Below are 26,968 nucleotides of genomic sequence, written 5' to 3'. Positions count from 1 at the left end.
GGGTTATGACACCAGTGGATCGGGTGGGGGCCGCGTAATACGGACGTAAGTCTCTCAGAAATTTTCTGATTTTCGCTCCCCATTTAGAGATTCGATTGATATTATTTGGTTGTGAAAATTAACCGACAAGACTATGAAAATGCGCCACCAGACCGTGTTGTGGTCGGTGAAAAAACCGATCACAGGCGACGGGGTAACAATGTGTCCACACCCCGGCAGCCTTCGAGGTGCGTCCTCCGCAGACCGCGCCCGAGAAAGTCTCCGCTGGATTACATCGCATGAATATGCATATCTACCACCAAACACTTCAGCATGCTATGCGAATTCCTGCTTAGTAATACTATTTGATGGAAATATTATCCTGTGGTAGTATTTAAACTCCGGCCCCCCTATATATACCCTTGTCTATTACTAAGGGTGAGGAAGGTAGTTTGAGGAGTTATTCTGATGAGTGACGACGCTTTAGCTCACGGAAGCTCCCAGTTTTTCCGCTTCCTCGGGTTTACTCTCTGTGTGGCTCTCTTTCTCTCCCTTTTAGCCACCGGCTGTGATGGACAGGACAAGGAGAAGGGCGGCGTTCCGCAAAGGAATGCGTGGGTAACGAATCGGGAGCTGATTAGCGTCACTCCCGAGTGGGTCACGAAGCGGTTTACACTGATTACAGTCTCGGAAACTCAGGCAGGCAGGGTTTGGCGAGTTCTCTCTACGCACTTTATCAACTTTTTGATACATGGCATCTAATGAAGTAACCGGCAAGACGGAAGCCGAGCTTCAGGAGATGCGAGCGGAATACGATCACCCGTACCTCGAGTTCGAGGAAAAGTACTGTCTCGCAAAGATTCCACGGCAGCCCGAGGACTATGACGGGCCGCCGCGCTACTGCGTTTCGCAGAACGTCAAGAGGAACGGGCGGTGCAAACATCACGGCGGGTGCGTTGTCCCCCGCCTCGAGAATCTCGACAAGTTGGGCAACATGAAACACGGCATGTACACATCCGACGAACACCTGCGCGAGACGATGGACGAGCGCGAGGAGGAACTCTACGATTGGGTTCTCTCGTGGCCGGAAGCATATGGGATCGACCTCGTGTCAGATCCCTCGGCAGCTCACGACTTCCAGACCCTTGCGATCGAGATCGTCCGGGAGGCTCGAGGCAAGGACTACATCTTACGTCACGGCGAGATCCGAGAGAAGGGCGTCTACCTGCCCGATGGGACTCTCGTTGAGACGGAGGAGCTGCCAAATTCGCTGAACGAGGCAATGGCTTCGCAAGTTCGTCTCATTCAGAAGATCAAGGACTCTCTTGGGATCACCCGGAAGCAGCAGATGAAGGACGACCAAGCGCAGTCCGCTCACGAGATCATGGACGGGATCGTCGACGTGATGGGCGGACTCGTCAAGGAAGCGAACGAGTACGATCCGTCAGCGTTTGAGGACGACGAGTAACGTCTCGGGTGCGCTGGACTGACACCAAGTTGGGCAAACAATGACAGCCCTTTGCACCCGGTGATATAATCGCTCTTGCGAGGGTAAGGCTACTACCTTACAGGTAAGGGTTTCCCCGAGTAGGAAACTGGGGGAGTGGGGGAGTGGCCGCGTTCCGCGAACTGATTGTCAATCAGCTCTCGGGGAGCTACAGTTTACGTTCGGGATCGGCACGATCCCCCCACCTGCATATTTCGATCTATCTATCTATGGCACAATTACACGACACTGGAGAGGAATTTATCCTGAAGGAAGCGTTCGGTAACGGAAGCGGGGCCAGCTCGGTGAGCGTCGGTCTGTTCAACTATTCGGCTGACAACCTCAGCGATCCCGATGACGTTGGCGACATTACGACTGAGCCTTCCGGCAGCGGATACGAGCGCCAAGACGTTTCGATCGGCTCTGGGTTCTCGTTTGCGAGAGTCGGTGGAGACTGGCAGGCGCTTCTAAGTGATGTTGTCTTCGACACTGACGACTCGAGCGAGATGATTGATGGCTACTTCGTCACCGCTACATTCGAATCTGAGGAAGCTGGTGACTCCTCGCCGCAGGAACACCTGTTGTTCTCCGGCGAACTCGATCAAGAGTACGACCTCGGGAGCGTCACCTCGTTCACGCTACAAGGAACTGGCCTCTCGCTCTCGTAAGCCGTACGCTACGTTCTGAACACCCTGTGATTGCGGTCGCGGTCTTTCTATGGAATCTGAAATTCAAGAGCTTCTCGAGCGGCGCGATCTTCCCGAGATCCGCGAGTTCATCGAGTCATTCCCCAACGTTTGGTCGACGGGGATCGGCTACCGGATCGTTGATGGGAAGCGAACGGATACGCCCGCGATCATTGTCAACGTTAAAGAGAAGGTCGACGAGAGCGATCTCGAGGAAACGGAGCAGATCCCCGACGAGATCAATGGAATCGATATTGACGTACTCGAGACAGAGATTCCTACGTACGACAGCGTTTCAGATACTCGGCGCAACAAAATCGAACCACTAATCGGTGGCATTCGGGTTGCTCGAGAATCGGGGCCGGGGGGTACTCTCACCCTCGGAGTACGCGATTCGAACGGAGATCCCGCGATTCTTACCTGTCGCCACGTCGTCGACGATGATCTTTTCGATGAAGGTGACGATGGCTCCAAGCTGATCGGAAACCCGGTCTATCAGCCGTCGACTGCCTCCTCGGATAACATCATCGGAGAAGTTACCAAGGCGAGCGACTGGAGCGGAACCATCGAATCCGATTGGGCGGTCGTCAAGCTGGACGATCCGAATCTTTTCACGAATCATGTACTCGGATTCGGTGTGCCCGGCTCGATTCGCGAGCCAAGTTTCGATGACTTAATCGTGGGTTCCGGCATCACGACCGGGATAGGAAACACGGAGCTTGTTGCGGTTGATGTTACGGTTCCGATCAGTGGAACGGACGTGGTAGGCGTCTACCAGTATCGGAACGGGGACGCCAAATTCAGTGAGTCCGGTGACAGTGGTAAGCTGGTCGGTGTCGTCGATGTAGACAGCGAGGTTCTGCACCCCTTCGGGATGCACTTCGCTGGCGGGAGTTCCTACGGATACGCAATCCCGATACAGCGTACGATCGACGAGGCCAATGTCTCGTTCGATACTGGAACCTATTCGATTCAGGGTGACGGTAGTGATCCCCACTTTGAGGGCACTATCGTTGCTGCTGACGGCCACCTCGTTACAGTCAACGTCACGAATACGGGTGGATCAACGGGTACAGCCTCTCTCGACATTGTAGACGGAGACGGCGAAATTCTCGGTCGAGTTCACACGACGCTTGGAGCGTTCGAACATGAGTACCAGACCATTCAGCTAACGCGGGAAGTCGAGGACGCAGCCGAGCTGAAAATCCTGTTCGATAAACATTGGGGCGAGATCACGACGATCGGTTCCGGTAATGTTCGTGTCGTCGAGTTCTCACCTGACGGCGAGTATCTGGCAGCCACGCATAACGGAAATAAGCAGCTCGCGCTCTACACGAATGGTGGTCGCACGAAGGATTGGGTTCGTGGCGTTACGTTCCCATCCGTGGATGGAACCCTAATCGCATCAGCGACGTTCTCACAAGACGGATCACACATCGCGTATACCGCGTGGGGCGGAGAGGTCTACGTCTACGGACCCGGAACGTTCGGTTGGGAAGAGAAGTTCTCAACGGTTGCGGAAGGCAGCGTCTATTCGAGTTCCTTCTCTCCAGATGGTAGCTTGTTCGCCTTCGGCGAAGGTGCCGGTGGGAACGGAGAGGTTCACATCTACGACACGGACGACTGGAGCGTCGTACACACCATCTCCGATACGAGTTCGACGGTCGAGACGGTCGGCTTCTCCCCAAACGGGAACTGGTTCGTATACGGCACTCGAGGAAACAGCGTCAGAGTCTACAATGTAGGCGATTGGAGCCTCGCACAAGGCTTCTCACTGGCCGATGACTGTCGTGGAATTGCGTGGTCAAACGACAGTGGGATGCTCGCGATGGCGAACATGAAGCACAACATTCGTGTTGTTGACACGAATACGTGGGAAAACATAACGATAACCGGGTATGGATCTGAGGCCCCTTCGGGTTCATCTGACCGTACGCTGGCGTTCTCCCACAATGACGAATACCTCGCAATCGCATCTCTGGACGGCGAAGTATACGTCATAAATACCGACGACTGGTCACTGGAACAGGTTTGTGATACAGATGGCACGAGCGCGTTCACCGTCTCGTGGTCGCCCGACGATGAGTATCTCGCATTCGGCGAAAATGCGGGAGGCGCAAAGGTTCTCCTGACGGATCAGGAGAGCAGTGCAGTTGGCGGCTTCTCGTCACCGGTTACAGCGTCGACGGGTCCCCTCGAGGCGACATTCTCGGTCGAGGTGACTCTCTCACCCGCTGTAACAGCTTCAGAGGCTTCCCCGACCGAGAACATTCGGGGAATCACGGAAGCGCTCTCAGGCGCTGCTGTGGCCTCTGGTGAGTCGTCAGCCACTACTGGCACTTCGGAGACGACAGCCGTATCTGGTGCAACGCTGATCGAGTTGGTTGCGGAACCGGGGAACGCCTACGCCAGTACAGATTTCTTCCTTGTGGCGTCCGCACAGCCCGCTTCCGCCCACTCTTCGGCGTCTATCCCCGTAATTGAGCGGGATTTAGTCGCTGAAGTTGGGCCGATTCACGTAGTTTCGGCGTTGGAACGGCCCGCTTCCGCAACAAATACGCTTGGATCGGGTTCGATAGTCCCCACAAGTTCAACGATTTCCGCCCCAGCTGGCGAATCTGGGGCAATTTCAGTGGTTTCGGCCACACATTCGGTATCTGACGCGCTCTCCGCCGATGGATTTGCGGCTTCGTTCGCGGAAGGCGGCCAGATCGAGGCCGAGTCAGACTCGTTGGGAGCGATCGGCTTCATGGAAGTCCTCGGTGTGGCAGACGAGCCGACAAGCGTTGTCGCGATCCCGCTGGAGGGCGACCGGAAGTACTTCGAAGCGGTTCAAGCAGGCATCGTAAGCGCTTCGGTAACGCCTATCCGGGCCTACAAGCTGATTACAGCGCGACGGGTCCGGGCGGGCGATCTGCACACGGGCCTCGAAGTCGTGAACAGCAAGAATAGCATCGACGTGCAAAAACGGCGGTAGAATATCATGTCTACGTTTACAATCAAACAGGGAGACACCTCACCGGCTCTCGAGGCAACGCTTCGAGACGGCTCTGGTCTACCGATCGATCTTACTGACGCCACAGTCGAGCTGCGCGTTCGAGACGAACACGGTGAGGTTCACATCAACAGCTCCGCGTTCGTTGAACCGGAGGAAGATGGCGTCGTTGTCTACGAATGGAAGCCAGAGGATACCGCGAGGCCGGGCATCTTCCGTGGTGAGTGGCACGTCACCTTCGAAGATGGATCGGTTGAGACGTTTCCGAATAGTGGGTATCTCTCAATCTACGTCGTGGACGGGATCGGCGTATGAACAAACCCGCCGACTACTCCCGTGCTGGTCCCGGTGAGGGGGTAGCTAACCCGAAAAACGTCTCAAACTACAAGATGACTCGAGGCGGGAAGGCGTCCGGCCTCATCATCCGGTGGGAAGGAAACGGGTACAACCGCGATACCTGCTGGATTCGGGCGTCGATTGACGATATTGTCTCTCTGGGTGAAAATGAATGAGATAGTGGCTCAGTTCGCTGAAGAGGCGGGCGTGTCGGAAGAGGAAATTCGCGATCGATGGCGGGGGCGGCCCGATCGTATCGCCGAGGATCTCTTCCGCGTAAAGGACCTCGATACAGGCGAGGTCCGCGATCTGACGCTCTTCAGGCCATACCAGCCGAAGATTATGCACGCCTATTTCTACGGCGATGCATCTACGCTGAACATCTACAAGGGGCGGCGAATCGGCGTCTCGTTCATTATCATCGTCTGTGAGGCGATTGACGGGCTAATCAACCCCAATAGCTTCTTCCCGATCGTCTCGAGTAAGGAAGAGCAGGCACAGGCTCGCATTCGAGATCTGAAGATCCTCTTCGAGAACGCGAAGATCGAGATCCCGTTCGCCAAGACCCCAACGCAGTCAGAAATCGTTCTCTGGAACGGCACGAGGTACAAGGCATACACCGGGAACCCAGAAGGCGCTCGTGGTGACGATTCCGCGAAGACGGTCTTCATCGATGAGATGGCGTTCCTTGAGGACCAAGAGGCGACGAGTCGGGCGTTCAGTCCGTTCGTTTCTCTTGGTACGCAGGGCCTCATGGTCGAGGTTTCCACGCCGTTAGCGAAGAACGACCTCTTCATGCGGAACCATGCCCGTGGAACGGAGACGGGCTACGACGAGAACTGCAATAAGATCGGGACGATCTCGATCAAACAGCCGTCGTTCGCGAACGCAGACGAGATCGACGTGGAGGTGAGCCTGCTCGAGCAGGAGGTGATCCCGGTTCGACCGGATCTGAACATTGAGAAGGTCGAGGAGGATCGGGTGAAGGACCCGCAGGGGTTCGCTCAAGAGTACCTCTGCCGCCCGATCGATGACAGTTATCGGTTCTTCAACGAGGAATCGGTCGTTCGCGCTCAGGAACGTTCGCAGGCCCCGGATTACCAGTTCGGCCTCTATACGCCGAAGCTGCCGGGTGTCATGCGAACGATGGGCGTTGACATTGGGATCGATCATGACGATACCGTTGTCACCGTCTTCGATCACTTGGGCGAGAAACGGGATCAGCGGTATCTCGAGAAGATTACGAACGACGTGCTTGCGGAAGCGGGCGTTCCGAATCCAGATCGGGGTAACGCCGTTCACGTTGCTCACCGGATTGCACAGATTTACTCTGCGATGGGGGTCGACTACGTGATCCTCGACAAGACGGGTCCCGGTGAGACGTTCCAGCGGATCATCGAGGAGAAGCTCGGTCGCGGTGTGATCGGGTTCAACTTCTCCGATAAGGACGCGGTGAACGAGATGATGGGCGACATGAACGCCGCCCTTCGCAACGACAACGTGACTCTCCTCAAGGACGAGGAGATGTACGACCAATTCCTCTCGATCGTCAAGGAACAGAAGCACGACGGCCAGAAGCCGAGGTACTCGGGGAAGGATCACTCCGAGTCGGGAAAGGACGACGTTGCGATGGCGTGCGTTCTGGGAGCGTTCCCACCCGGCCTCTCCGTGGAGCCAGCTCGAGAGATGGTCACTCGAGATCCGGCTCCGATCGGCGGTGAGGGCGTGGTTGCGCCCTATGGAACGGAAGCGTTTGAAGAACAAGAGAAGCAGCCCGCCGATCCCCCGCCCGCGAAAGTCGCATACGGCTCTCGTGGTGTTTCCCGTGGGACTCGGCGGTCGTACACCCCGCGATACGCTCGGCGGCGGTCGCGGTTCTAATCTATCTATCTAACAAATGAGTGACGTTAAAGCGGCCCTGATGAGGCGGGCCAACGATGGACGGCTCGGCTTCATGCTCGAACAGCCGCGTGCCGTCATCAAGCGCCCGAGCGGTGTTAGTGGTCGGCCTGAAGTCAGTGAGCCTCCGCAGGAGAAGATCGAGGACTATCGGCTCATCGCCGACATGGACCCTCACGTTGGGGAAGCGATCGACACACTGGTCGACTACCTCGTGGGGTCGGGGTTCTCGATCAAGCCCGCGAATATTCCCTTCACAGAGCAGGAACAGACGGACGAGGATATTGCTCAGTTTAAGCTGCTCGTTGAGACTTCCGAGTTCGAGACGGTGCTGTACGAGTGGGTATGGCACGCTCTCGTTGACGGAACAGCCTTCCTCGAGATCGTCGTAGAAGACGACGTATTCAAGCCGAAGTTGCTCCCCACGGAGCGGATGAAGATCCAAACGGATGAGTACGGTGTCGTCGAGGAGTATCTTCTGGAAACTGAAGGTAGCGCCGACGACATTTCGTTCGATCCGTACGATATTGCGGTTCTTCGCTTCCATTACCACCCCGGCGAGGACTTCGGTCACTCGTTGATCGAGCGGATCGAGGAGCAGGCGAATTTCCTGCGCGACATGGAGATCGACCTTGCTCGGTTCATCTCGACGAAGGCGTACCCACCGGTTCTCTGGAAGTGCGGGACCGAGGAACGGCCTTGGAACCAAGAGCAGATCGAGAACTGGCTGGATACCGTTGAGCAAATTGAGCCGGAGTCCATGCTCGCGGTCGGCCACGACGTTGACCACGAGGTTGTCGGTGTCTCGAGTACCACGAGTCAGTCGGGCGTTCTGAATCTCGACAGTACCTTCGCGCACTTGCAGAAGCGCATTGCGTCGGGGATCGGGGTTCCTGCGTTCTTACTGAATATGGACGCCGACGTCGGGCGGAACGACTCGATCACGCTGATGCCGAAGTTCGATCGGCGTATCCAGCGATACCGTTCCATCATCAAGAACGCGATCCGCTACCAAATCTTCGTCTCGATTCTCGGCCACCCGAACCCGGAGGACTACAACGAGTTACCCCCGGACTTCGAGTTCGGGGAACACTCCTCCGACGAGGGCCGCCTCGAGATCGACTCGGCGATCAAGCTCTTCAATGAAGGGTTCCTTACCCGTGAAGCCTTCGCGCAGCGCGTTGGCATTGACCCCGAGATAGAGCTTCCTGACGAAAGTGAGTTGGCTGAGATTGTGGCGCTTCTGCAACAGTTGCGTGGCGCTGGCGATAACATTCAGAACCCGAACGGGGGACGACCAACTGACACGGGAAGCGGGGCCGAGTCCGCTGGACGCGAAGTAAAGTCACGACAGAATCCCGAACGGGACTCGAGTGACGGTCGCAAGCAGCGGGACATATCAAACGAGTAGCGAGCTATGGACGCCGATGATGAAGTGATCTATGAGATCCTTCAGAATACGGCCCGAACCGAAGAACGTACGAAACTAATCGAGCAGAACCTCGAGAAGCTATCCGAACGCTACGTTGATGAATCGAAGGTTCGCGATGAACGGCTCACCCAACTGGAGAGCCGGGTAGATCGACACACGGTCATTCTCTCCGGCGGCCTGTTTGCGGTTGGAGCTGCTGTTGTAACGGTCTTCGAACGTCTCGGGAGCATTCTGAAGTTTTAACCACGATGAAATGAGCAAGCAACTACCGATCAACGAGGAGCTGGCTTTCAGCGTCTCGTTTTCACTTCCCGAATCGCTGAAGCGGCCTGACGGATTCAACCGCTACGGCGTCAAGGAGTACGAAGACGGTTCCATTGACGTGATTTTCGCGGCGATGGAGCCGGGTGTTCGCAAGGGGATTCGCGTCACCGACGAGTTTCTGACCCGAGTAGCCGGGAACTTCTCGGAGCCGATCCCGATACAGTTGGACCACTCTCAGGGCCAGTTAGCGAACGTCGGCTATCTGAAGGACGTGCGCTTCGCGGACGGGTTCCTTCGGGTTCTGGGCCACGTTCCGAACACCGGCAACAGCGTCCGGTCGGACGTAATTGCCGACTTCACCCACGAACCTCCAGCGATCAATGACGGCTCTGTCGGGTTCGGGAACGACTACCGGATCGAGCGCAACGACGCGGGTGAACCCGAGTTCGTTGACGCGACGTTGGTAGAGTTCTCGCTGACACCCTTCCCTGCCGGATACGGCAGCGACGGCGGGTTATCCCCGCAGTTTGCGGAGGCGGCCAGAGAAGCTGGAGTGTTCAACGAACCAGATGCGGAAGCCAACGACGCCCCGGTGTCACATCTGAAGGGCACCAGTCGGGCACGATTTACAGAAATCTAATCTATCTATGAAGAAGATCGAACTTGAAACTCCGATCGAGGAGATGAGCGAAGCCGACCTCCGAGAAACCTTCTCGCAGGTCATGGAAGCGCACGAGGAGAACATCGCGGAGTTCTCCGAGCTTCAGGAGCAGGCGGAACAGGCGGCTGAGTATTCTGAAAAGATCGAGGAGCTGGAGAGCGACCTCGATGAAGCGAAGGCGTACTTCTCGGCGAAGGCGTCGGAAGTCACCAACATCTCCGAGGAGCTGCTCGCTGAGCGCTTCTCGATGGGCGAGCTGGTCGAGATGGCCGGTCGCGCCGATGAGGCCGCTGCCGAGTTCGCGGAAGCGCCCGAGACTGACGATGCCGACGAGGAGGCCGACGAGGAAGCCGAGGAATCGGTCTTCGCTGAGAAGCCTGCCAAGGCCCCGAAGTTCTCCGCTGACGCGGTTGAATCCCGCAAGGAAGCCGCCCGCGCCCGTCTGAGCAACGTCGGCGGCCTCTCCCTCTGAATATCTGATAACTTTCTACTACAATGGTTAACGTTGGAATTGCTACTGCTGGTGCTGAACAGCCTATCAACCGCCACGCCGCTGTCGCTGGCGAGACGATGCGCGAGGGCGACCTCGTTGGCATCAACTCGGACGGCGAGATGGTCAAAGCCGATGCCGCGTCGGGCCAGATGGCCCTAGGTGCGTGCCTGACCCCGGCGACCTCCCTCGACGACTATCAGGAGGATGAGGTCAAGCTCGTCATCGAGGCGAACCGCGCTCTCGTCGGTCGCGACCGCGTGTCCACAATTGCGTACGGCGTCGAAGTCGAGAACGGCGACGGTGACTGGGGCTTCGTCCCCGGTGAAGTCGTCTACCTCGGCGAAGATGGCGGCTACACGCAGGACCGCCCCGCGTCGGGCCTCGTGCAGATTGTCGGCGTTGCGCTGACTGAGGACCGCATCATGCTGGCCGTTCAGCCTTCGGACGAGACGGCCTGATCTGACTGACGACTACTCTGCGATAACATAAATTCTTAGACATTTCTATGGCTATCTACCGCGAAATCACTACCAAGGACGACGTTCCGCTCTCTGACCTTCTGCTGGACGCCGTTGCTGAGATCGACCTGTTCAACGAAGCGGAACGGCCTCTCCGCGAACTTCTGGCTCAGACTGTCACTGAGCGCACGTTCCGCGTCCACACTGGCGACATGACGTGGGAGGAACTCGCTGAGGGCGAACACGCCCGCACCGGGCGACTCGAGTCCACCGAGATGGCGTTCTCGGTCAAGAAGTACGGGCGCTCGCTCGGCTTCTCTCAGGAGTTCATCGAGGACAACACGGCTGACATTGTTCGCCGCCAGTTCGAGACGCTCGTCAAGGGCGCTCTCCAGAAGGAACACGAAGTTCTCTTCGACATTGTGAAGAACGGGTGGGCTGACGGCAGCAACCTCTGGTTCGACCCCGAGAACTACGGTGGCTACGAGTTCGACCGCAGCCACAACCACGTCTTCGAGGACACCGGCCACCTCTTCGATGACGAGTCCGCGCACACCGCGACGGCTCACATCCGCGAGGCGAACAAGGAGCTGCGACACCACGGCAAGCGCCCCACCATCGCGCTCATGAGCAGCGACATGGCTGCTGAGTTCGTCGACGAGCTGGCCTACGACGCCCAGTACCTCATCCCCGAGGCTGAGGGGCTGGTCAGCACCGCGCTCCCGGACACCACGATGCGCGTCGATGGTGTCTACCTTATGCAGACCGCGTGGCTCACCGACGACGAAGTTCACGTCATTGCTGGCGATGAGAAGCCGATCTACTTCCACGAGGCCCGCCCCGTCCAGCTCACGCAGGGGGAGTACGGCGGTCCCGTTGGCGATCCCGGCCAGCTGCTCGGCAGCTACGGGTCGGTTCGCTACGGCGCGGTCATCGCTGACCCGCTCGCTGGCGTCAAGTTCAACATGACCGATCTCGCCTGATCGGCCCGCTTCCGCAACTTGTGGGAGGAATAGGCAGATAATTTCGCATTTTCGTACACATGGCTAATAGCGATACAGAACTCATTATCGAGGTTCGGTCGATGACGTACTACACTGAGAACGTCATTGACGACGAGACGATGCGGGAACTCGTGCAGATGGGAAAGCACGAGGTTCGCGCTGAATCGGGCCTCGAGATACCGGACTTCTACGATAAGCAGTATCCGGCTGCGGAACGCGCCCTCTTCTGGACGGTCTGCCTGTTCTGCAAGATCCACATGGGCGAACTCGAGGGTCTGGACTTCAACGTCGGCGAGATCAAGATCCACCAGCTACCCGTTCGAGATATATCCCGTGTCTGGTACGAAAAGCTGGACACCCACATCGGGATGCTTCGCGGGCAATCTGCCGGTATGGGGATCGGTCGGGTTAACCGAGCGAATCGCACCTACGGTGGTTCACCGTGACGAAGATTATCGATGCGCGGGTCAAGACGGTGAACCTGATCTTCGAGAGGACTGCTGAACCGGTCAAGGTTTACCGAGAGGTGGATCTGGGCGATACCGATTCGTACGGGAAGTCTCTAGCGGAGACGATCTTCGTTGGCGAGGAAGACGCGATCGTATATTTCCCCGGTCGATCTCCCGGTGGAGCACGACCGGAACGCATTGAGGCCCGCTTTGGCGAACGAGTGAAGTGGGAACCACACATCCTCTTTCGAGCCGACTCGGTGGTTCAAGAGACAGATGTAATCGAGTGGGGCCTTCCGCAGTATCCCAAGAATCCGAACGCCGAGAAGCAACTCTGGGAGGTTGAAACGCTCGTTCCCCGTCCGACGCACTTACACGGCCAGTTGCAACGCCTCGTCGAGCAGGGATAGCGGGGGTGGTTGATGGACAAGCTGAAGTTCTCTGTCTCTGTTGAGAAGAATCGCGTCCCCAAGCGGATCAAGTCCTCGATCAAGGACGGGATGCGCGATGCGGGATACGAAATTCTCGAGACGGGCGAGGACGTTGCACAGGACCGGATTCGCGCCAAGGGGCGTATCTGGAAGCGCGAACTAATCAACAGCTTCGAACCACAGAACCACAAGGCTCCAAAAGGCCGCTGGCTCGTTCTGCGGAACATCTCCGAACACGCTGCCCCCGTCGAGGAGGGAGCGACGTACACGAAGCGAGGGCCGCCAATTGCGGCACTGATTCCGTGGATCTTGGAGAAGTGGACATTCAGTTCGGGGCTTCTGGGAGGTACTGAGTTCTCGGAACGCCGGGCGCTCCGGGTTAGCGAACGACAGCAGCGCTACGAGGAAATCGCCGAGGAGATTCAGAAGCGATTCTCGTTTGCTGATCTCGAGGGTAACGCTCCGAATCTCAAGGAGATGCAGAATCTCCTGTTCCACACTGCTCGCCACGACGATCTCGATGGGAACGCAGTGGACGAGATCCGACACGCTGCTATTTCGTGGAAGGGGAGCAGCACTCCGAACGATCGGGTTGCGAAGTACTCCCATCTCTCGAAGCGTGCGTTCGGCCTCGATGGGACGCCCCGTGCTGACTACGACGGAGATATACGAGAGAGCGAGATCGACGCCATGCGCGTCTTCCACGAGCTTTCGAACGAATACGCTCGGGAACATCTGAACGTCGACGAGGACGGCAATATACGGCTCCACCGGGGCCTGACGCACCACACCGCCGAGTTGGGCGCTCAGATATTCAACTACGCTGGAGACGACGAGTGGCAGATCAGCACGAACGCCCTCGAGAACTTCTCTACGAAGGAGGAGATAGCTCACGAGTTCTCTCGCGGGCTGGTGATCTCACAGGACAAGAATGTCGACTCCGACGTAACGTTATTCGTGGATGGCCTCTTCCATACGGGCCAGCAACACGAGTTCGAGGTCCACGTTCGAGGCGGGGATTCGTACACGGTTGGGCGTGACGAAGTGTTCCTCCCGATGATGGATCGGGCCGGTCCCTATCTGGACGAGCTTGGTCCGATCCTCGACGAGATCGAGAGTAGTGGGTTCGATGCGCTGACCGACAAGCAGCTGCACGCCTTCGCTCGGATCGTCTCGATGATGGATCGGATGGATGTACAGGTGACGACACCAGCGGGCCAATCCCGTCTGTTGGACTGGCAGAATGCGTTCATTGGGCGCGGTCTTCACCACGAGACGGGGTTTACCGAAGAGTCGTGGATCAACCGGGTAAACAGGATCATAGGATGACTGAACCACAGGACAACTCCGACGAGGGCTGGAATTGGCTACGAGAGGGTCACGATCCCTACATCGAGCAGCGTGCGAAGCATGACGAGGAGTACGCGGAACTAATCAAGCTCCACTATCCCGACCTCTACGCGAGTTGGGACTGGACTGACTAACTATGACGAATCAAACTGTTAATCTCAGCAACTACGACCCCAAGGTAATCGACGCTGCGTTCCGACTTCAGGAGAAGATCAAGCGCGAAGGACTCGAGGGGATCGGCTACATGGATCATGCGACGATCTGGATGGAGCGGAACGCGGCGTCTACTGTCTCGGACCACATTGGGGTCCATCTAAAATCTGAGTTCGGGGGTGGTACGTGAACGAAAAAGAGGCGATTCGGCGAACGATTGAGGTCCTTTCTGAAGCACTACCCGACGACGTTCACGTCCGAACAGAGGGCGGTGGGGAGTTCATGGAGCTTCCTTGTGTCATCGTCTCGTGGTCCACTCGCCGTCTCGAGCGCTTAGAGGGGAATGTTCCCTTCGCTGGCGTTCTGCGGAACGAGGACGGCGTAGCAGTCGGGGAAGTGCTGCACGCATACTTTGAGGTGCGGTTGGATCTCTGGTGCATGACGTACGACGACAGCGCGACCCGCCAAGCCGATGAACCCCATTGGGGCGAGGAAGGGCGGGACGAGCTGGTCGATCTGGTTCATCAGGCATTTCTCCCGTTCGAATATCGCCCCGAGCAATTCCACGCGGATACGTTCGAGTGGCAGGTCGGAGACGGCACCTCTCAGTCCGTCCCGACTGAAGAACCCAACTGGTTCAGGACCGACCAGACGGTGCGATTCCGCTACGTGAAGGAATACACCAACGAAGACGTTTCGGCGTTCGAAGAGATCGAGCGCCACGTTGACGCGGAGTAGGCGGCCTTCCGCAATCTCCGCAGTTTCTCTCTAATCTCTAATATGGTTACTATTGGAAATACTCGACTACCCGGAGTACAGCTTACCGTTCAGAGTTCCCGCTCTGTCGGCGTTAACGTCGGTTCTCCCGGCGAAGCTGGTCTAATCGGACAGGCCGACTTTGCGGAAGGGACCGCCGAACCCAACGAGGTTCACCGGATCACGAACGCGCCTACTGCGGCTGCTCTCTTCGGTCGTGACAGCCCACTGGCGATCAACGTTGCCGATGCACTCAGCGAGGGTGCCTTCCCAGTCTACGCGATTGCCCCTGACGAGATCGACGCCAGCGACGACGTGATGGGATCGACGGGAACGCTCAGCGAGGCTCCCCTCTCGGAAGATCCCGACGACATTACCTTCGAAGTTGGCGGAACGACGCTCACCACGACGGTCGTTCTCGAGGAACCGGAGTCGCTGTCGCCTTCCGAGAACGAAGTGCTGGTTAACCCGGTCGATGGCACGTATCACCTCGATGCGAGTGGCTCGGTCGAGGGGACGGCTTCCTACATTGCGCTCGACTACGAGGGAGCGATCGACGCACTGGTCGACGAGGAGGGTGACATTCTCGACTTCATCGGCATATTGCCGGAGAGCGAGGAGGTCGCGTCCTACCTGCACGACGTGGTGAAGGACATGGAGTCGAAGGGCGACTTCGCTATCGCTATCGCGGGCGCTACGTCCCATCTCGAGGACGTGTTCAGCTACGAGAACCCGTTCGACTCGTCCCGTATCCAGCTCCAGTACCCGATGCGGAACGCGGACGGCGAGAGTATGATCGGGTCGTACGTCGGGCTTCGAGCGGGTCTTGGCATGAACGCCAGCCCGATGAAGAAGCGTCTCTCTGGGCAGGACCGCCTCTACCACTCGCTGAGCCGCGAAGAGATGGAAGCGCTCGTTGAGGAGCGCGTGAACCCGATCAAGAGCGAACGTGCGGGTGCGCTCGTCATGGACGACGTGACCACGGTTTCGCCGGAAAACCCAGACGAGTACGAGTTCCAGCAGGGTATCTCGCGTCTCGTCACCGACTACGTGGCGGTCATCACGAACGAGAACGCCGACATGTTTATCGGCGAGCTGCACACGCAGGCGGCCCGAAACGCCCTTCGTGGCAACATCAAGTCTGAGCTGAAGGATCTCCTCTCGCTCAGTGCGATCGTCGGCTACACCGTCGAGGTTGAGCCGATCGACGCGATGGAAGCGCGGGTTAACGTCGGCATTGAGACGATCAAGCCGCTCCGCAACATCCGGGCGACGGTCACTGCCGGGCAGGTCGAGTAAGGCCCGCTTCCGGCACTTCTGAGCGATCTACGAGCAGTTTGCAGAACCTTCTTTAATCTTCTATGGTTGACAGGACTGAATCAGCGGCGGACATTCGCGTGAACGTCGGTGAGGAACAGATACCGGTTGAACAGCTCAGTGTCACGAAGGACATTGAAATTGAGACGATCTACGGAGCGGGCAACATCATTCCGTCCGGCTTCGCGATCAACCGCATCGAGTACAGCGGGAACATGACGATCAAGGGCCGGAAGAAGGACCTCGAGAAGAAGTTCTTCGACTCGAATGGGGTCCCGGTCGTGATTGCTTCGATTGTCATCACGCACCTTGACGGCGACTCTACGTCGTACGACAAGGTTCTGGTGACGAGTCAGGGCTACGAGGTTACGTCCGGTGAGACGACCGAGACGAGCTTCGAGTTCGTTGCCATGTCGAAGGACGAGGACACCAACCCGTCCGACGCGGCTTCTGGCAGCGAAGAATAGACTCTACTGACTACCCGACTCCCGCTCCTTCCCCTCTCCCTCTCTAATTTATCATGACTGACGAAACTACTGAAAAGAGCCGATCGACGCTGATGGACATGGTGGTTCGCGGAAAGGACTACCGCCACACTCACGAATTTGAAATGTTCGGCGAGACTGTGGAGGTCGTTCTCCGCCCCCTCGTCGACGCTGAGTTCCTGCCGATCACGGCGCTGATGCAGGAACTTCTCAACATCGACGAGGAGGAAGCGGTTGAACAGATTCGCGAAGCGAAAGAGGATGCGGAAGCGGAGGGTGGTGAGGGCGCTCCCATCGATGTTTCGCAATTCGATGAGGACTTCGTGAAGCTCATGCAGAAGGCTGCGAAGCTCGGGGTCGACGGCGAGTCGATGGGCCACTCACAGGAGGAAGTCGACTGGATGGTCGATAACATGGTCGGTGGCTACTCCGTCGAGCTTGGCGGCGAAGTTCTCGATCTCGCGGGCAACATCCGGGACGCTGAGCGCTTTCGTAGAAACGGGTTCAGGGATCGGTAGATACCTGATCTCCACGAAGGCGGGCGTTCCGTTAGCCAGAACGCAGGCTGAACTGACCCCACTGCAACGGTTCGTTCTCGAGCTATCGATAGCGAAGGAGCAAGAGGAACACGAGCAGGCGATGGCTGGTTCCGGTGCCGGTGCCGGAACGGGCACGGGTCCGATCAAGAACACCCTCGGGCCAGCAGGGAGCGGTGTGGGTGGCGGTGGCGGCGAAACAACAACTTTTGTTAACGTAGGATCAGATGGCGAACAAGAATCAAGTTAGAGTCACCGTCAACCTCGTCGACAACTTCTCTACGACGCTCGAGCGGTTAGACAAGCAGCTCGACAAGATCGGGAAGAAGGTCATCAGTCCCGAGTTCAAGATCAAGGGAACGAGCGACGTTGACCGGCTGAAGCTCTCGATGGAGTCGATCGACGACGTGATCGAGACGCTCCTGAAGGTCTTCGGGGAACGAGAACTCGACGAGGCGCTGGCGAAGAAGAAAGCACTCGGTGGAACGGAATCGATCCGCGTCGTCGTTCACGATAAGCAGCTCGACAGGGCTGCACGAAAGCTGAAGAACCTGCGAGAGCAGAACTTCGGAGTTCGCGGAAGCGCGGCGAGTAGTAGTTTCCTCCAGAGTATTCACGAATCGACACAGCGGGCCAGAGAGTACGAAGGGGCTGGACCCCGATCCGCGAGAGACTACGATCTGGGGGACACCAGTGCGATTGCGGCGGCAGCTCGAGAGCGTGAACGACAGCGTGCCCGGAATCGCAGTCCGCTGTTTGACTCCATGATGCCGCAGTCGGTTCTTGATGGCTTCATCACAAGCCGTAACCGACGACGGCGTTACGAGGCGGTCGACAATACACTGGCGTCGTTCAACGATATTGGTGGCGCGGCGAAGCGCTGGCTGATCCCGAAGGGGCAGATGGCGCAGGATCTCTTCGCGTTCCTCATGCCGTTCATGGCGACGTTCTACACCGCGTTAGCTGGTGCCGTCGCTTCGATCGGTGCGACGATCGGTGCTGGTGCCGGGATCGGAATCTTCGGGCTGCTGGGCTTCGGTGAGAACCCAGCGGACTCGTTACACTTAGCACAGGTCCGGCTGCGCCTCTTCGGACGTGAGCTGTTCAATGTCTTCAAGCCAGTTTCGAGGACGTTCGCGCCGTTCATGGACGAGTTCCTGAAGCGTGCCCCTCACGCGCTTGGGGCGCTCACTGAAGGTTTCCAGCGGCTCGCGGTGTACATCCCGGCGCTGAAGAGCCACGGGCAGGGCGTCGTCAATTGGGTCAACGACCTGCTCACCAAGATGGTTGAACTTCAGCCTCAAATCTCGCAGATTACGGCGCGGTTTGGGGGCCTGATGGGTACGAAGGCGCTCGACTTCTTCGAATGGCTCGTTGAAGAGCTATACGACAACCAAGAGGCGATCCTCTCGGTCCTCTCTGTCGGGAAGTCCCTGTTGATCCTCATCTACAGGATCTTCATGCTGTGGGCCTTCCTGTTCTCGGTCCTCCAACCGGTCGCTGATCTACTGAGCCGCATTGCGGAGATATTCACTAACAAGTGGGTTGCCGGGATCACTGCGACGATCATCACGATGACCGGCTTCCTGTACGTGCTGGCGCAGACGATCAAGGCGCTGGCGATCATGAAGGCGATGGGCGTTGGTTCCGCAATCGCCGCACTGATCGGCCCGTTGGCCTCTGCTGCCGGTGCCATGTATGCGTACGCAGCTGCGGTTATCGCGGCGTCGAAAGCGAAGGCGCTCCTTCTCGGTCTGGTGACGCTCGGCGGTGCTGCACTCGCTGTGGGTGCTGGTATCGCTGCCGCGAACGCGATCGATTCTGCTGCACCCGATACGGGTGGAGCTGGCGGAAGCTCCTACGGTGGATACGGTGGCTACGGCGGAGGGTACGGTTCCTACGGTTCTGGTGCTGGTGCGGCTGGCGGAACGACGATTAACGTCTACGGAAGCTACGACCGCGAGACGCAGAACCGGCTGAAGGACGACTTCCCCGGACTGTACCGACAGGAGCGGGGAATTGAAGAAAACACGGAGATGCCGAAATGACGATTCAGCGAGACTCGATTCCGGGTCAGCGCGGCCTTCCGTTTCGCATTCGTGGCAACGGTGTCTACTTCGCGCCGACGTACGTCCCTGACCGGATTCAGATAGCGAAGGAGCGGAATCTCGTTCGGCACGCGAACTTCTGCGGACTCGAGGACGTGTTCGAGGTTCACGCAAAGAACCGCGAGGTACACGTTACCGGAACGATCCTCCACTCGGAACTTGGATCGTTCGAGCGGGTCCTCGATCACAACGACGTTGCCGATCTCAGTACTCCGGGCTGGTCCGGGAAAATTCGGGTCGTACAAGGCGACTACGAAGGCCCTGTTGGGTGGGACCCACGAAGCGGCGACTACCTCTGGGGATACACGCTCGATTTGGTCAGCACTGGCGAAGACGAGGCCGAACATCTCCGATTCGCCGGGAACGGAATCGTTCATGATGGACGTGGACGCGGAACGGTCGGCGGCATCATGCAGTCGATTGCTTCGGATATGGACGACGCGGTTTCTTCACATCTTAACTCGTCATGACGAGCTGCAATTTCCAGAACGGGGTTGAACTACGGTTCCTTCGGACTGGAGTTGTTCTTCGCGTCTACGAGGTCGACATTCGAATTGAGCGAGATCGGTTCATTCACGCTCGAGCCACGATCTCGACCGAGGCGGCGTATCTTCTCTCCGATCGGCACGACGAGGAGAATCTGGAATACGAGCCGGTTCTGCTATCCATTGGCGGTGTAACGCAGGGGCGCTACATCTTCGATCCCGAGGAGATGAACATCGTGCAGGGTGAGGAGCAGGCGACGATCACGCTTGAAGATCCCCTGCACCTGTTCAATCGGGGCACGATCACGAAGACGTGGGACTCCGTTACGCCGAACGTCGCGATCCGCACGATCTGGCGGGAGCTTGATGATCCGCACCGGGCGATCACCGGGCTTCACTTCGTCGAGGAAGGACTCGAGGATGAAGTCTCGAGGAGCAACCGGCAGGTGATCTCCGACATTTACAACTTCGATATGGACGGGGAGACGCTCCATGAGCAGTACTCGGGCGATGATCGGTATCGTGCGAAAATCGCTCGAGCGTTCGAATCAGCGACGGTCTGGGCTGGTGAGCAGATCCTCGATCTCACGCCGGGGATCGACACCCCGAACTACGAGGGTGGGTTCACATTCGAGAACACGCCGTTGCTGGAGGCACTAATGACCGTCTGCGGTGAGTTCGGACTCACGGCGTGGGTCAAAGAAGACGGAAAGTTATGGATCGGCCTCCCGGAGCTGACGTACAACGAGATCATCGGTATTTACGGCGACCCGGACAGGGACCAATTCACGATTCGGGAGTACAACGTTACGCAGGGCCATAGCCACATCAACCGCGTTGTGGCGAAGGGGTCGTCTCACCTGTACCCGGACGACAACGGGCGCTTCACGGCGAATCTCTACCCCGAGGCCGAGGCGTGGGTCAACGACGGAGACGAGGTACTCGCGTTCGATGAGCCGCTCCGCATCCGCTCACAGGAAGCGCTTGAGAAGTTCGTTCGAACGACCTTGGTGAACGAGTACGCCAGCTACAAAAATGGCAATATCGTGTTCAACGGACTCGCTTCGGAACGCAACGCCGGTCTGGTGAAGCTGAGTATTGGTGACTCGATCATCGTCTCGCAGCGGATCGGCGAACACTGTCGTCGCGACGTTGATGGCGGCCACTTCGTCATCAACGAGATCCACCACCAGATCAATACTCGAGTTGGTTGGCAGGTCACGGTATCGCTTGGTGGCGTTCCGGTCGGGATAGAGTCGAAGTCGTACATGGTCGATCGGCAGAACCTCGACGTGTACAGATCGGTTGACGACTACTGGCAGGAGGAAGAAGAGGAAGACGACGACGGCTGGTGGGTCTTTGACGGGAATGCTGACGACAATTGGTGGCCGTTCTGGTGAGGGTGAGGTGTTATGGTTCAGTTAGGTAGGATCACGTCTGTTTCAGTCGATGAGCGCTCTTCAGACATTTTCGTGAACGTCGCATTGACGCCACGAAGCGAAGGGAGGATGATGCGCTTCTTGACGCCCGCCTCCGGTATGTGGATCGTTCCTCGAGAGGGGGACATTGTTGAGGTTGCGGAGACGGATCGGGAGTTCGTTGCCCGGTTCCCACACAGTCCGCCCACGTTCGAGATGCCGGATTCGTTAGCGGAAGGCGACTTCTGCTTCAAGTTCGACGACGATACCGAGATTCGCGTGCAGCGATCCGGCGGGAGCTACGATGTTCACGTTACGGCCAGCGGGACGGTTCACGTCGACGGCGACACAATCGCTCTCGGAGAGGGCGGCGTTCCGCTAATCACGGAGTTAGATGTACAGAAAGACAGCGACGGGAACGTCACGGATGTAATTCCCGAATATACGGACAAGACGAGGGCTGAATGAAGGATATTCAATTAGACGAGAATCTCGAGATCGTCATCGGGCCGAGGAACGACCTCGAAATCGTTGATGGTCGCGAGCAGTTCGAGCAATCTCTTCGGATCTGGTTGACTGCGTATCTCTACGAGGAGATCGGCGAGTTCAACAGCCCGAGCGTTCTGCGAAGCATTGAGCTGCAAATCGAGCGCGTTGCTCGAGCGCATGGCCGAATCGACTCGATCTCTTCCGTCGTCGTCTCTCCGAGCGAGGATGCCGTTGATGCGATTGATGTTTCTATCATCTATCTCACTGGCGAAACTTTTGACTTGACTGTATCTTAGTATGACTATCGTAGATGGACATTTTCAACCGGAGAGCAGTGACGACATTATCGAGGCACTGCTCGAGGACGCGAAGGAGTATTTCGGGGAGGATCTGAATGACGAGCAGCTGGCAGTCTTTCGTCTCTTCTACCAGCCGGTCGCGAATCGGCTTGCGGAAGCGCAAGAACACATCGGCCTCGTTCTAAGTTCGGCACAGATCGACTACGCCGAGGGGCAGGCACTGGATCTGCTGACGGCGCTGATCGGCGTTCCCCGTCGCGAGGCACAGCGGGCCGAGGGCGAGGTAACGTTCTCGAGGAACAGCCCCGCTACCACGGATTATTCGATTCCCCGTGGGACGCTCGTCCAGACAGAGGGGATCGAGCCGGTGCGCTTCCTGACGATGGAGAGCGGCCAGATACCCGAAGGTGAGACGGAGGTCACGGTTCCGATACGGGCGCTCTACGGCGGCGTGGAGGGCAACGTGGGTTCGAACACGATCACCGTCATGCCGTCGCCCCCGATCGGGGTCGATTCTGTTACGAACGAGGAGGGGACCTCAGGGGGACGCGATGAGGAGTCAGATGACGAGCTTCGCGAGCGTGCCAAGGAAGACTTAGCGGAAGGCTCCGCGTCTACGGCACCCGCACTCGTCACGGGCATTCGGAGCGTCGACGGGGTTCGCAGCGTCGGGATCTTCATCAACGATACGAACGTCGACCACACTGACGAGGGCGGCCTTCCGGCTCACTCGTTTGAGTTGGTCGTCGACGGTGGTGAGGATCAGGACATTGGCGACATGATCCTCGAGAAGAAAGCAGCTGGTGACACCTCGTGGGGTGGCGTCAACGGCGATCTGGTCGAAGTTGAGAGCCGCCTTCCGAACGGCCAGACGTACGATGTGAAGTTCTCGCGTCCGATCCCGGTGCCGATCTACGTTGAGGCTACGATCGAGACGACGGACGAATACGAGGGCGATGACGCGGTGAGGGACTCGATCACGTCCTACATCGGCGGAACGCTCACGAGCGAACACGAAGTTCCCGGTGAAGTGGACGTGGGCGAGGATGTTCTGTTCGGGAAGGTCGAGTACGCGATCCGTAGCGTTCGCGGTGTCTACGACGTGACCGACCTGAAGGTGGACACCTCTGAGCCGCCGGAAGGAACGTCGAACATCACGATGGACTACAACGAGCGTGCGCTGATCAGCGCAGTTGACGACTCAATTACGATCAACCATGAGTAAGCCAGAGGCCAGCAAGAGCGGCGATCAGTTGGTTCACGAGCTTCCCTCGTACATCCCTAACGATCCCGACAGCCCGAACTACGCGCTGCTCGACGTGATCGGCCACTCGATCGATGGTTTCGAGGAGGATATTGATCTGGTCGAGGACGCGACGAGTGTGCGGAACGCCCAGACTGTCGATCAGCTGTTCGAGCTGGCGAAGATGGTGGGCCTTCCGCCGCAAACGGATGAACCCGTGGGGAGGTATCGCGCTCGTACGTTCGCTCGCTTCGCGCTCATGTCCGGCGAGGGGACGATCGGTGATCTTCTCTACGCTATCGCCCGGATTTTGGACGTTGACGTTGAGCGGGTCGACTACCGCGAAATGGAGGACGACCGAGGGACGATTCTGATCTTCGCACCGGCCAGCGCGATCGAGGAACTCGGTCTGAACGCGGGGGAGTTGGCGCAGATTGTCAACGACAACGTTGCGGCGGGGTATCGAACCGAGACGAGTGTCAGCGGGACGTTCACGTACAGAACGCCCGAGGACTACGATCTCGATGAAAACGACCCAGAGTTCGGGTACGACGGACTCGACGAGGACGGCGAACCGAAGGGGAACGGCGGCACGTACGCTGGCTATCTCGAATAAAATATGGCAGACTACAGTTCTAATCTCAAGACTTGGGGTAGTATCGGGTCCGAATACCCGGATGGCTACAACTACGTAGAGGGCGAGCAGCCCGTCGATGCGTGGGACAACTTCTTCAACTACAACGCGCAGAAGGATCTCGATCACCTGATCTCGCTAACGAACAAGCGTCTCGAGTCAGGATCGGGAACGAGCTATCCCGGTAGCCCAGAAGACGGAGAGTTGTGCTGGCGTTCCGATAACGGGCGACTGGCAATCTTCGACGAGGATTACGACGGATGGCGCGAGGTCGCGTTCCGATCCGATGTAGCGGAGACGGAGGCCGACTTACAGCCAGTCCGTGACGAGATTGACGACCACAAGGCGGACACGAATAACCCGCACGAGGTGACGCACGATCAGGTCGGTGCGCCGAGCGATGATGATTTTGCTGCGCTCGTTTCGGCCCACAACAACGTCACAGAAGGAGTCAACGACCACCTCGCAGACAACGACAATCCGCACAACGTCACGGCGAGCCAAACGGGTGCGCTGCCTCTCGGTGGCGGCATCGTGACCGGTGACATTCAGCACGAGGGCATCCTGTTGAATGAAGATCGAGTCATTACGCCGCAGGTCTTCATCGACGGTCCCATCACCCACGACAAGCACGCGGTGACGAAGGAGTACGTTGACCTGTCGAACGAGGTTAGCGGCGGCGGCCCGTGGATCATGTCCGAGGGCGATATTAGCCGCAGCCTGAGTACGTGGTATCAGAACAGCACGGATCACCCGATCATCGTCTACGCTGCGGTTTCTGGCCGTGCAGTCTACCAGATCCAGATCAGCCCGACCGTCGAGCAGAACGATCTGATCCTTTGGGATCTCTACTCTGACAACTCGGACTTCCACCTCGGGACGCCGTTCATCGTGCCCCCGCAGTGGTACTACGCGGTCGTTGCTCCCGACACGACGGATCTCGAGGAGTGGACCGAGTACGCACTCGCGATTGGACAGGATGTGACGTATGACAGCGGCAGCGATGGTGGCAGCGGCGGCGACGAAGAGTGATCTAACTATCTCTATCTGACTATGAAAGAATATACCTCTGAGACCGGAATTTTTGTCGTTCTCAACGACGAGGGGCGAGTAATTGGAAAGGCGGATCTCCCGGCTGGAACGCACAAGATCACCGACGAGACTAACACCGAGAAGACATTCGATCTCCGGGAAAACGGCGACAACAGCCACATTTCGGAGTATCTCGAGTACAGCCCGTCGAACGCCGATCTTGAGCCGCGCACAAATGGGCGGGAGCTTCTCGAGATCATCGATTCGTTGTCCAACGGTCGTCGGGGAGACGCCGATAGCGTCACTGGTCGCCGCGTTCGTGACGTTACGAGCGTTGGACTGTAATCGATATAGAATCTCCCGGTCGATCTCGTCGAGTTCGGTGGAATCACCCGACATATGCGTAGAACGAATTCGGGCGATAAAATCCATCTGCTTATCATAGCATCTCAAGGCCAGTGATACTCTATTACTCGATTTAGAGTTAAGAGATACGCTGAGCGTGTTCAGTTCGCACATCTACGGACGGCGTCACGTTGTTTTTGACACGAACCGACCAGTTCGTTCAGAGGGTGCTGAATTCAGGGCGCGAATGTCGTATGAAACTGGGTCCGATTGCGAAGTCGGAGATCGCTCAGTACAAGGCGCTTATTGTTCGTCATCTTCTCGCTCTTCGTGAAACGATCCGATGAACGAGGATTGAGAACGGTCGATTGAGACTACAGTTTAATCGGCGTCTCGAGCGAAGGATCAGCATTGAGGATAGTGGATAGGGTCGGCTGCATCTGATCTAGTTGCTCGGTCGGTTCCACGAGTTGGCGCTCTGGATCAAAGTTTATGAGTCCTTCCGAGACCAACTTCGGGAGGTGGACATGATATAACGAGAGGCGAATCTCTGCTAATACGTCCTTAGACGCCTCTGTAATTGGCGTCTGATGATTGTACTTGAGGATGGCCTTCGTAAGGTCATTGAGCGTTAATGACCGCTGTTCTTCTGCGAGTATCCCCAATACGATCCGACGGTGCTGGTGTTGACACAGGTTGAGTACCGAATCGAAGGCGATAGACTCCTCACTCATTATACGAATGAAGCTGACGGACGGCCATCACGCTGACTTTTTCATGTACAAATCGGCTTTAAGCACCCAGTCAGGATTGGACGGCAAGAGCGGAGAGCGTGTTCCCGAGGACGTGCTTGATCCCCCCTCGGAGGCGGGAACCGACGGCCTGTTGTGAGATCCCGAGTTCCTCGCCGAGGTCTTCCAACGTGACCTCGCGCGGGGACTCGAAGTAGCCACGCTCGTAGGCGAGCACCAGCGCCTCGTGCTGGGTATCAGTGAGGGCGGCTTCGGTCGCCGTCTCGACCGGCGTGAGTGCGTGCAACTCCGCCAGCGTAATCGGGATGTCCACCTCTCGACAACGTCGTTGAAAGGCGGCGATGTCACTTCGATCATCACCACGAATCTCGAACGTCCACTGTTGGTTGGTACCGATAGCCTCGATCAGCGGCACCGCTGCCTCCGCCAGTATGGTGAGCACGTCGTCGTATTCCAGCGCCCACTCGACGCGTAATAGGTACTCGTCCTCAACGGAGTCAACGAGGCGGATCTCTTTCGTGCCGGGATGCTCGGTGAACGCGCTTTCGATATCATCAACGCCGGTTCCCCGCACCCAGAAGTAGGGGATCACCACGTCCCGTGCGGGAATAATTCGCTCCAGCTCGACTGTCACGTTCGGTAGTTGTTCAAAAACCGTTCCTAAGGGGAATTGGTCGGACGGCACCGTGAACGTCGCCTCAGTAGCCATACCCGAATCGATGCGTTCTGCCGTGAAAGGGTTTCTGCCAGTACATTCTCTCTGATACGTTCTTCGAAGTACTGTCCTAGCTGATACGTGTGTCGCCTATACTGAGCGATCACTTCCTTCGTAGATCGATCACAATCTCGTGCCGCATTCGCGCTATGTTTTCAGCAAGACTACTGAAACAGATCACTGCGTGAGAGTTTCAATAGAGCCATTTTCTATCACCCGAAATGGATTGATCGCGGTCTCAAAATCCATTCTAACGGCCTCTAATCCGATTTGTCGGT

Annotated in this window: 33 protein-coding genes and 1 pseudogene; 31 read left to right on the top strand and 3 right to left on the bottom strand. The window is 57.6% G+C overall.

Annotated features, from left to right (window positions below; genetic code table 11):
* The first annotated feature begins 447 nt into the window (after window positions 1-447).
* The 31 genes from RJT68_RS09975 (at window position 448) to RJT68_RS09825 (ending at window position 25,223) form a co-directional block, all read left to right on the top strand.
* Window positions 448-741, top strand: a complete 294-nt coding sequence (locus RJT68_RS09975) for a hypothetical protein (RefSeq protein ID WP_407040207.1) — start codon at window positions 448-450, stop codon at window positions 739-741.
* A complete protein-coding gene (locus tag RJT68_RS09970; RefSeq protein ID WP_407040206.1) occupies window positions 731-1,447 on the top strand; it encodes a hypothetical protein in 717 nt (238 codons plus the stop codon). Before RJT68_RS09975 ends, RJT68_RS09970 begins: the two co-directional genes overlap by 11 nt.
* A gap of 143 nt (window positions 1,448-1,590) precedes the next feature.
* Window positions 1,591-2,133: a hypothetical protein gene (locus RJT68_RS09965; protein WP_407040205.1), complete on the top strand. Its 543-nt coding sequence runs from the start codon at window positions 1,591-1,593 to the stop codon at window positions 2,131-2,133.
* A gap of 49 nt (window positions 2,134-2,182) precedes the next feature.
* Complete coding sequence (locus tag RJT68_RS09960) at window positions 2,183-5,128, top strand: hypothetical protein (protein WP_407040204.1); 2,946 nt, start codon at window positions 2,183-2,185, stop codon at window positions 5,126-5,128.
* Window positions 5,129-5,134: 6 nt separating this feature from the next.
* The gene (locus RJT68_RS09955; RefSeq protein WP_407040203.1) at window positions 5,135-5,461 is read left to right on the top strand and encodes a hypothetical protein; all 327 of its coding nucleotides are present in this window, start codon (window positions 5,135-5,137) and stop codon (window positions 5,459-5,461) included.
* Window positions 5,458-5,658, top strand: coding sequence for a hypothetical protein (locus RJT68_RS09950; RefSeq protein WP_407040202.1), 201 nt, complete (start codon window positions 5,458-5,460; stop codon window positions 5,656-5,658). Before RJT68_RS09955 ends, RJT68_RS09950 begins: the two co-directional genes overlap by 4 nt.
* Entirely contained in the window at window positions 5,651-7,363 is a 1,713-nt protein-coding gene (locus tag RJT68_RS09945) for a terminase large subunit domain-containing protein (protein WP_407040201.1), read from the top strand. The genes RJT68_RS09950 and RJT68_RS09945 overlap by 8 nt, the downstream gene beginning before the upstream one ends.
* Window positions 7,364-7,379: 16 nt before the next feature.
* Window positions 7,380-8,792: a phage portal protein family protein gene (locus RJT68_RS09940; protein ID WP_407040200.1), complete on the top strand. Its 1,413-nt coding sequence runs from the start codon at window positions 7,380-7,382 to the stop codon at window positions 8,790-8,792.
* Window positions 8,793-8,798: 6 nt separating this feature from the next.
* On the top strand, window positions 8,799-9,056 hold the full coding sequence (locus RJT68_RS09935) for a hypothetical protein (protein WP_407040199.1): 258 nt from the start codon (window positions 8,799-8,801) through the stop codon (window positions 9,054-9,056).
* A 10-nt stretch (window positions 9,057-9,066) separates the two neighbouring features.
* A complete protein-coding gene (locus tag RJT68_RS09930) occupies window positions 9,067-9,717 on the top strand; it encodes a hypothetical protein (RefSeq protein ID WP_407040198.1) in 651 nt (216 codons plus the stop codon).
* A gap of 7 nt (window positions 9,718-9,724) precedes the next feature.
* Complete coding sequence (locus RJT68_RS09925) at window positions 9,725-10,210, top strand: hypothetical protein (RefSeq protein WP_407040197.1); 486 nt, start codon at window positions 9,725-9,727, stop codon at window positions 10,208-10,210.
* Window positions 10,211-10,233: 23 nt separating this feature from the next.
* Window positions 10,234-10,689 (top strand): hypothetical protein, encoded by a 456-nt coding sequence (locus RJT68_RS09920; RefSeq protein ID WP_407040196.1) that lies wholly within the window; start codon window positions 10,234-10,236, stop codon window positions 10,687-10,689.
* Between the two features lie 47 nt (window positions 10,690-10,736).
* Window positions 10,737-11,672, top strand: a complete 936-nt coding sequence (locus RJT68_RS09915) for a phage major capsid protein (RefSeq protein WP_407040195.1) — start codon at window positions 10,737-10,739, stop codon at window positions 11,670-11,672.
* A 101-nt stretch (window positions 11,673-11,773) separates the two neighbouring features.
* Window positions 11,774-12,139, top strand: coding sequence for a hypothetical protein (locus tag RJT68_RS09910; RefSeq protein ID WP_407040194.1), 366 nt, complete (start codon window positions 11,774-11,776; stop codon window positions 12,137-12,139).
* The gene (locus RJT68_RS09905; protein ID WP_407040193.1) at window positions 12,136-12,552 is read left to right on the top strand and encodes a hypothetical protein; all 417 of its coding nucleotides are present in this window, start codon (window positions 12,136-12,138) and stop codon (window positions 12,550-12,552) included. Before RJT68_RS09910 ends, RJT68_RS09905 begins: the two co-directional genes overlap by 4 nt.
* Window positions 12,553-12,564: 12 nt before the next feature.
* A complete protein-coding gene (locus tag RJT68_RS09900; protein ID WP_407040192.1) occupies window positions 12,565-13,902 on the top strand; it encodes a hypothetical protein in 1,338 nt (445 codons plus the stop codon).
* Complete coding sequence (locus tag RJT68_RS09895) at window positions 13,899-14,057, top strand: hypothetical protein (protein ID WP_407040191.1); 159 nt, start codon at window positions 13,899-13,901, stop codon at window positions 14,055-14,057. The genes RJT68_RS09900 and RJT68_RS09895 overlap by 4 nt, the downstream gene beginning before the upstream one ends.
* A 2-nt stretch (window positions 14,058-14,059) precedes the next feature.
* Window positions 14,060-14,266 carry a hypothetical protein gene (locus tag RJT68_RS09890; RefSeq protein WP_407040190.1) on the top strand — a complete coding sequence of 69 codons (207 nt, stop codon included), beginning with the start codon at window positions 14,060-14,062 and terminating at the stop codon, window positions 14,264-14,266.
* Window positions 14,263-14,814 carry a hypothetical protein gene (locus RJT68_RS09885; protein WP_407040189.1) on the top strand — a complete coding sequence of 184 codons (552 nt, stop codon included), beginning with the start codon at window positions 14,263-14,265 and terminating at the stop codon, window positions 14,812-14,814. Before RJT68_RS09890 ends, RJT68_RS09885 begins: the two co-directional genes overlap by 4 nt.
* A gap of 42 nt (window positions 14,815-14,856) precedes the next feature.
* A complete protein-coding gene (locus RJT68_RS09880; protein WP_407040188.1) occupies window positions 14,857-16,131 on the top strand; it encodes a phage tail sheath subtilisin-like domain-containing protein in 1,275 nt (424 codons plus the stop codon).
* Window positions 16,132-16,193: 62 nt separating this feature from the next.
* Entirely contained in the window at window positions 16,194-16,616 is a 423-nt protein-coding gene (locus RJT68_RS09875; protein ID WP_407040187.1) for a hypothetical protein, read from the top strand.
* Between the two features lie 53 nt (window positions 16,617-16,669).
* Window positions 16,670-17,152 (top strand): hypothetical protein, encoded by a 483-nt coding sequence (locus RJT68_RS09870; protein WP_407040186.1) that lies wholly within the window; start codon window positions 16,670-16,672, stop codon window positions 17,150-17,152.
* Between the two features lie 245 nt (window positions 17,153-17,397).
* A complete protein-coding gene (locus RJT68_RS09865) occupies window positions 17,398-19,218 on the top strand; it encodes a hypothetical protein (protein ID WP_407040185.1) in 1,821 nt (606 codons plus the stop codon).
* A complete protein-coding gene (locus tag RJT68_RS09860; RefSeq protein ID WP_407040184.1) occupies window positions 19,215-19,748 on the top strand; it encodes a hypothetical protein in 534 nt (177 codons plus the stop codon). Before RJT68_RS09865 ends, RJT68_RS09860 begins: the two co-directional genes overlap by 4 nt.
* On the top strand, window positions 19,745-21,163 hold the full coding sequence (locus tag RJT68_RS09855; protein ID WP_407040183.1) for a hypothetical protein: 1,419 nt from the start codon (window positions 19,745-19,747) through the stop codon (window positions 21,161-21,163). Before RJT68_RS09860 ends, RJT68_RS09855 begins: the two co-directional genes overlap by 4 nt.
* A gap of 138 nt (window positions 21,164-21,301) precedes the next feature.
* The gene (locus tag RJT68_RS09850) at window positions 21,302-21,649 is read left to right on the top strand and encodes a hypothetical protein (RefSeq protein ID WP_407040182.1); all 348 of its coding nucleotides are present in this window, start codon (window positions 21,302-21,304) and stop codon (window positions 21,647-21,649) included.
* Window positions 21,646-21,966: a hypothetical protein gene (locus tag RJT68_RS09845; RefSeq protein WP_407040181.1), complete on the top strand. Its 321-nt coding sequence runs from the start codon at window positions 21,646-21,648 to the stop codon at window positions 21,964-21,966. The genes RJT68_RS09850 and RJT68_RS09845 overlap by 4 nt, the downstream gene beginning before the upstream one ends.
* 1 nt (window position 21,967) lies before the next feature.
* Window positions 21,968-23,194 carry a baseplate J/gp47 family protein gene (locus RJT68_RS09840; RefSeq protein WP_407040180.1) on the top strand — a complete coding sequence of 409 codons (1,227 nt, stop codon included), beginning with the start codon at window positions 21,968-21,970 and terminating at the stop codon, window positions 23,192-23,194.
* A gap of 94 nt (window positions 23,195-23,288) precedes the next feature.
* Entirely contained in the window at window positions 23,289-23,828 is a 540-nt protein-coding gene (locus RJT68_RS09835; protein ID WP_407040179.1) for a hypothetical protein, read from the top strand.
* Between the two features lie 3 nt (window positions 23,829-23,831).
* Window positions 23,832-24,878 carry a hypothetical protein gene (locus RJT68_RS09830; RefSeq protein WP_407040178.1) on the top strand — a complete coding sequence of 349 codons (1,047 nt, stop codon included), beginning with the start codon at window positions 23,832-23,834 and terminating at the stop codon, window positions 24,876-24,878.
* Between the two features lie 21 nt (window positions 24,879-24,899).
* Window positions 24,900-25,223: a hypothetical protein gene (locus tag RJT68_RS09825; protein WP_407040177.1), complete on the top strand. Its 324-nt coding sequence runs from the start codon at window positions 24,900-24,902 to the stop codon at window positions 25,221-25,223.
* On the opposite strand, the pseudogene RJT68_RS09820 reads toward RJT68_RS09825, so the two are convergent.
* From RJT68_RS09820 to RJT68_RS09810, 3 genes and pseudogenes are all read right to left on the bottom strand, one after another.
* Window positions 25,185-25,277 (bottom strand): annotated as a pseudogene (locus RJT68_RS09820) (hypothetical protein); the annotation flags it as partial. The gene RJT68_RS09825 and the pseudogene RJT68_RS09820 overlap by 39 nt on opposite strands.
* A 320-nt stretch (window positions 25,278-25,597) precedes the next feature.
* Entirely contained in the window at window positions 25,598-25,957 is a 360-nt protein-coding gene (locus RJT68_RS09815) for a DUF7344 domain-containing protein (protein WP_407040176.1), read from the bottom strand.
* Window positions 25,958-26,027: 70 nt separating this feature from the next.
* Window positions 26,028-26,684 carry a helix-turn-helix domain-containing protein gene (locus RJT68_RS09810; RefSeq protein ID WP_407040175.1) on the bottom strand — a complete coding sequence of 219 codons (657 nt, stop codon included), beginning with the start codon at window positions 26,682-26,684 and terminating at the stop codon, window positions 26,028-26,030.
* Between the last annotated feature and the right edge of the window lie 284 nt (window positions 26,685-26,968).

The organism is Halovalidus salilacus (assembly GCF_031852275.1).
Classification (GTDB): domain Archaea; phylum Halobacteriota; class Halobacteria; order Halobacteriales; family Natrialbaceae; genus Halovalidus; species Halovalidus salilacus.
This window is presented reverse-complemented; position numbering and strand designations above follow the sequence as displayed.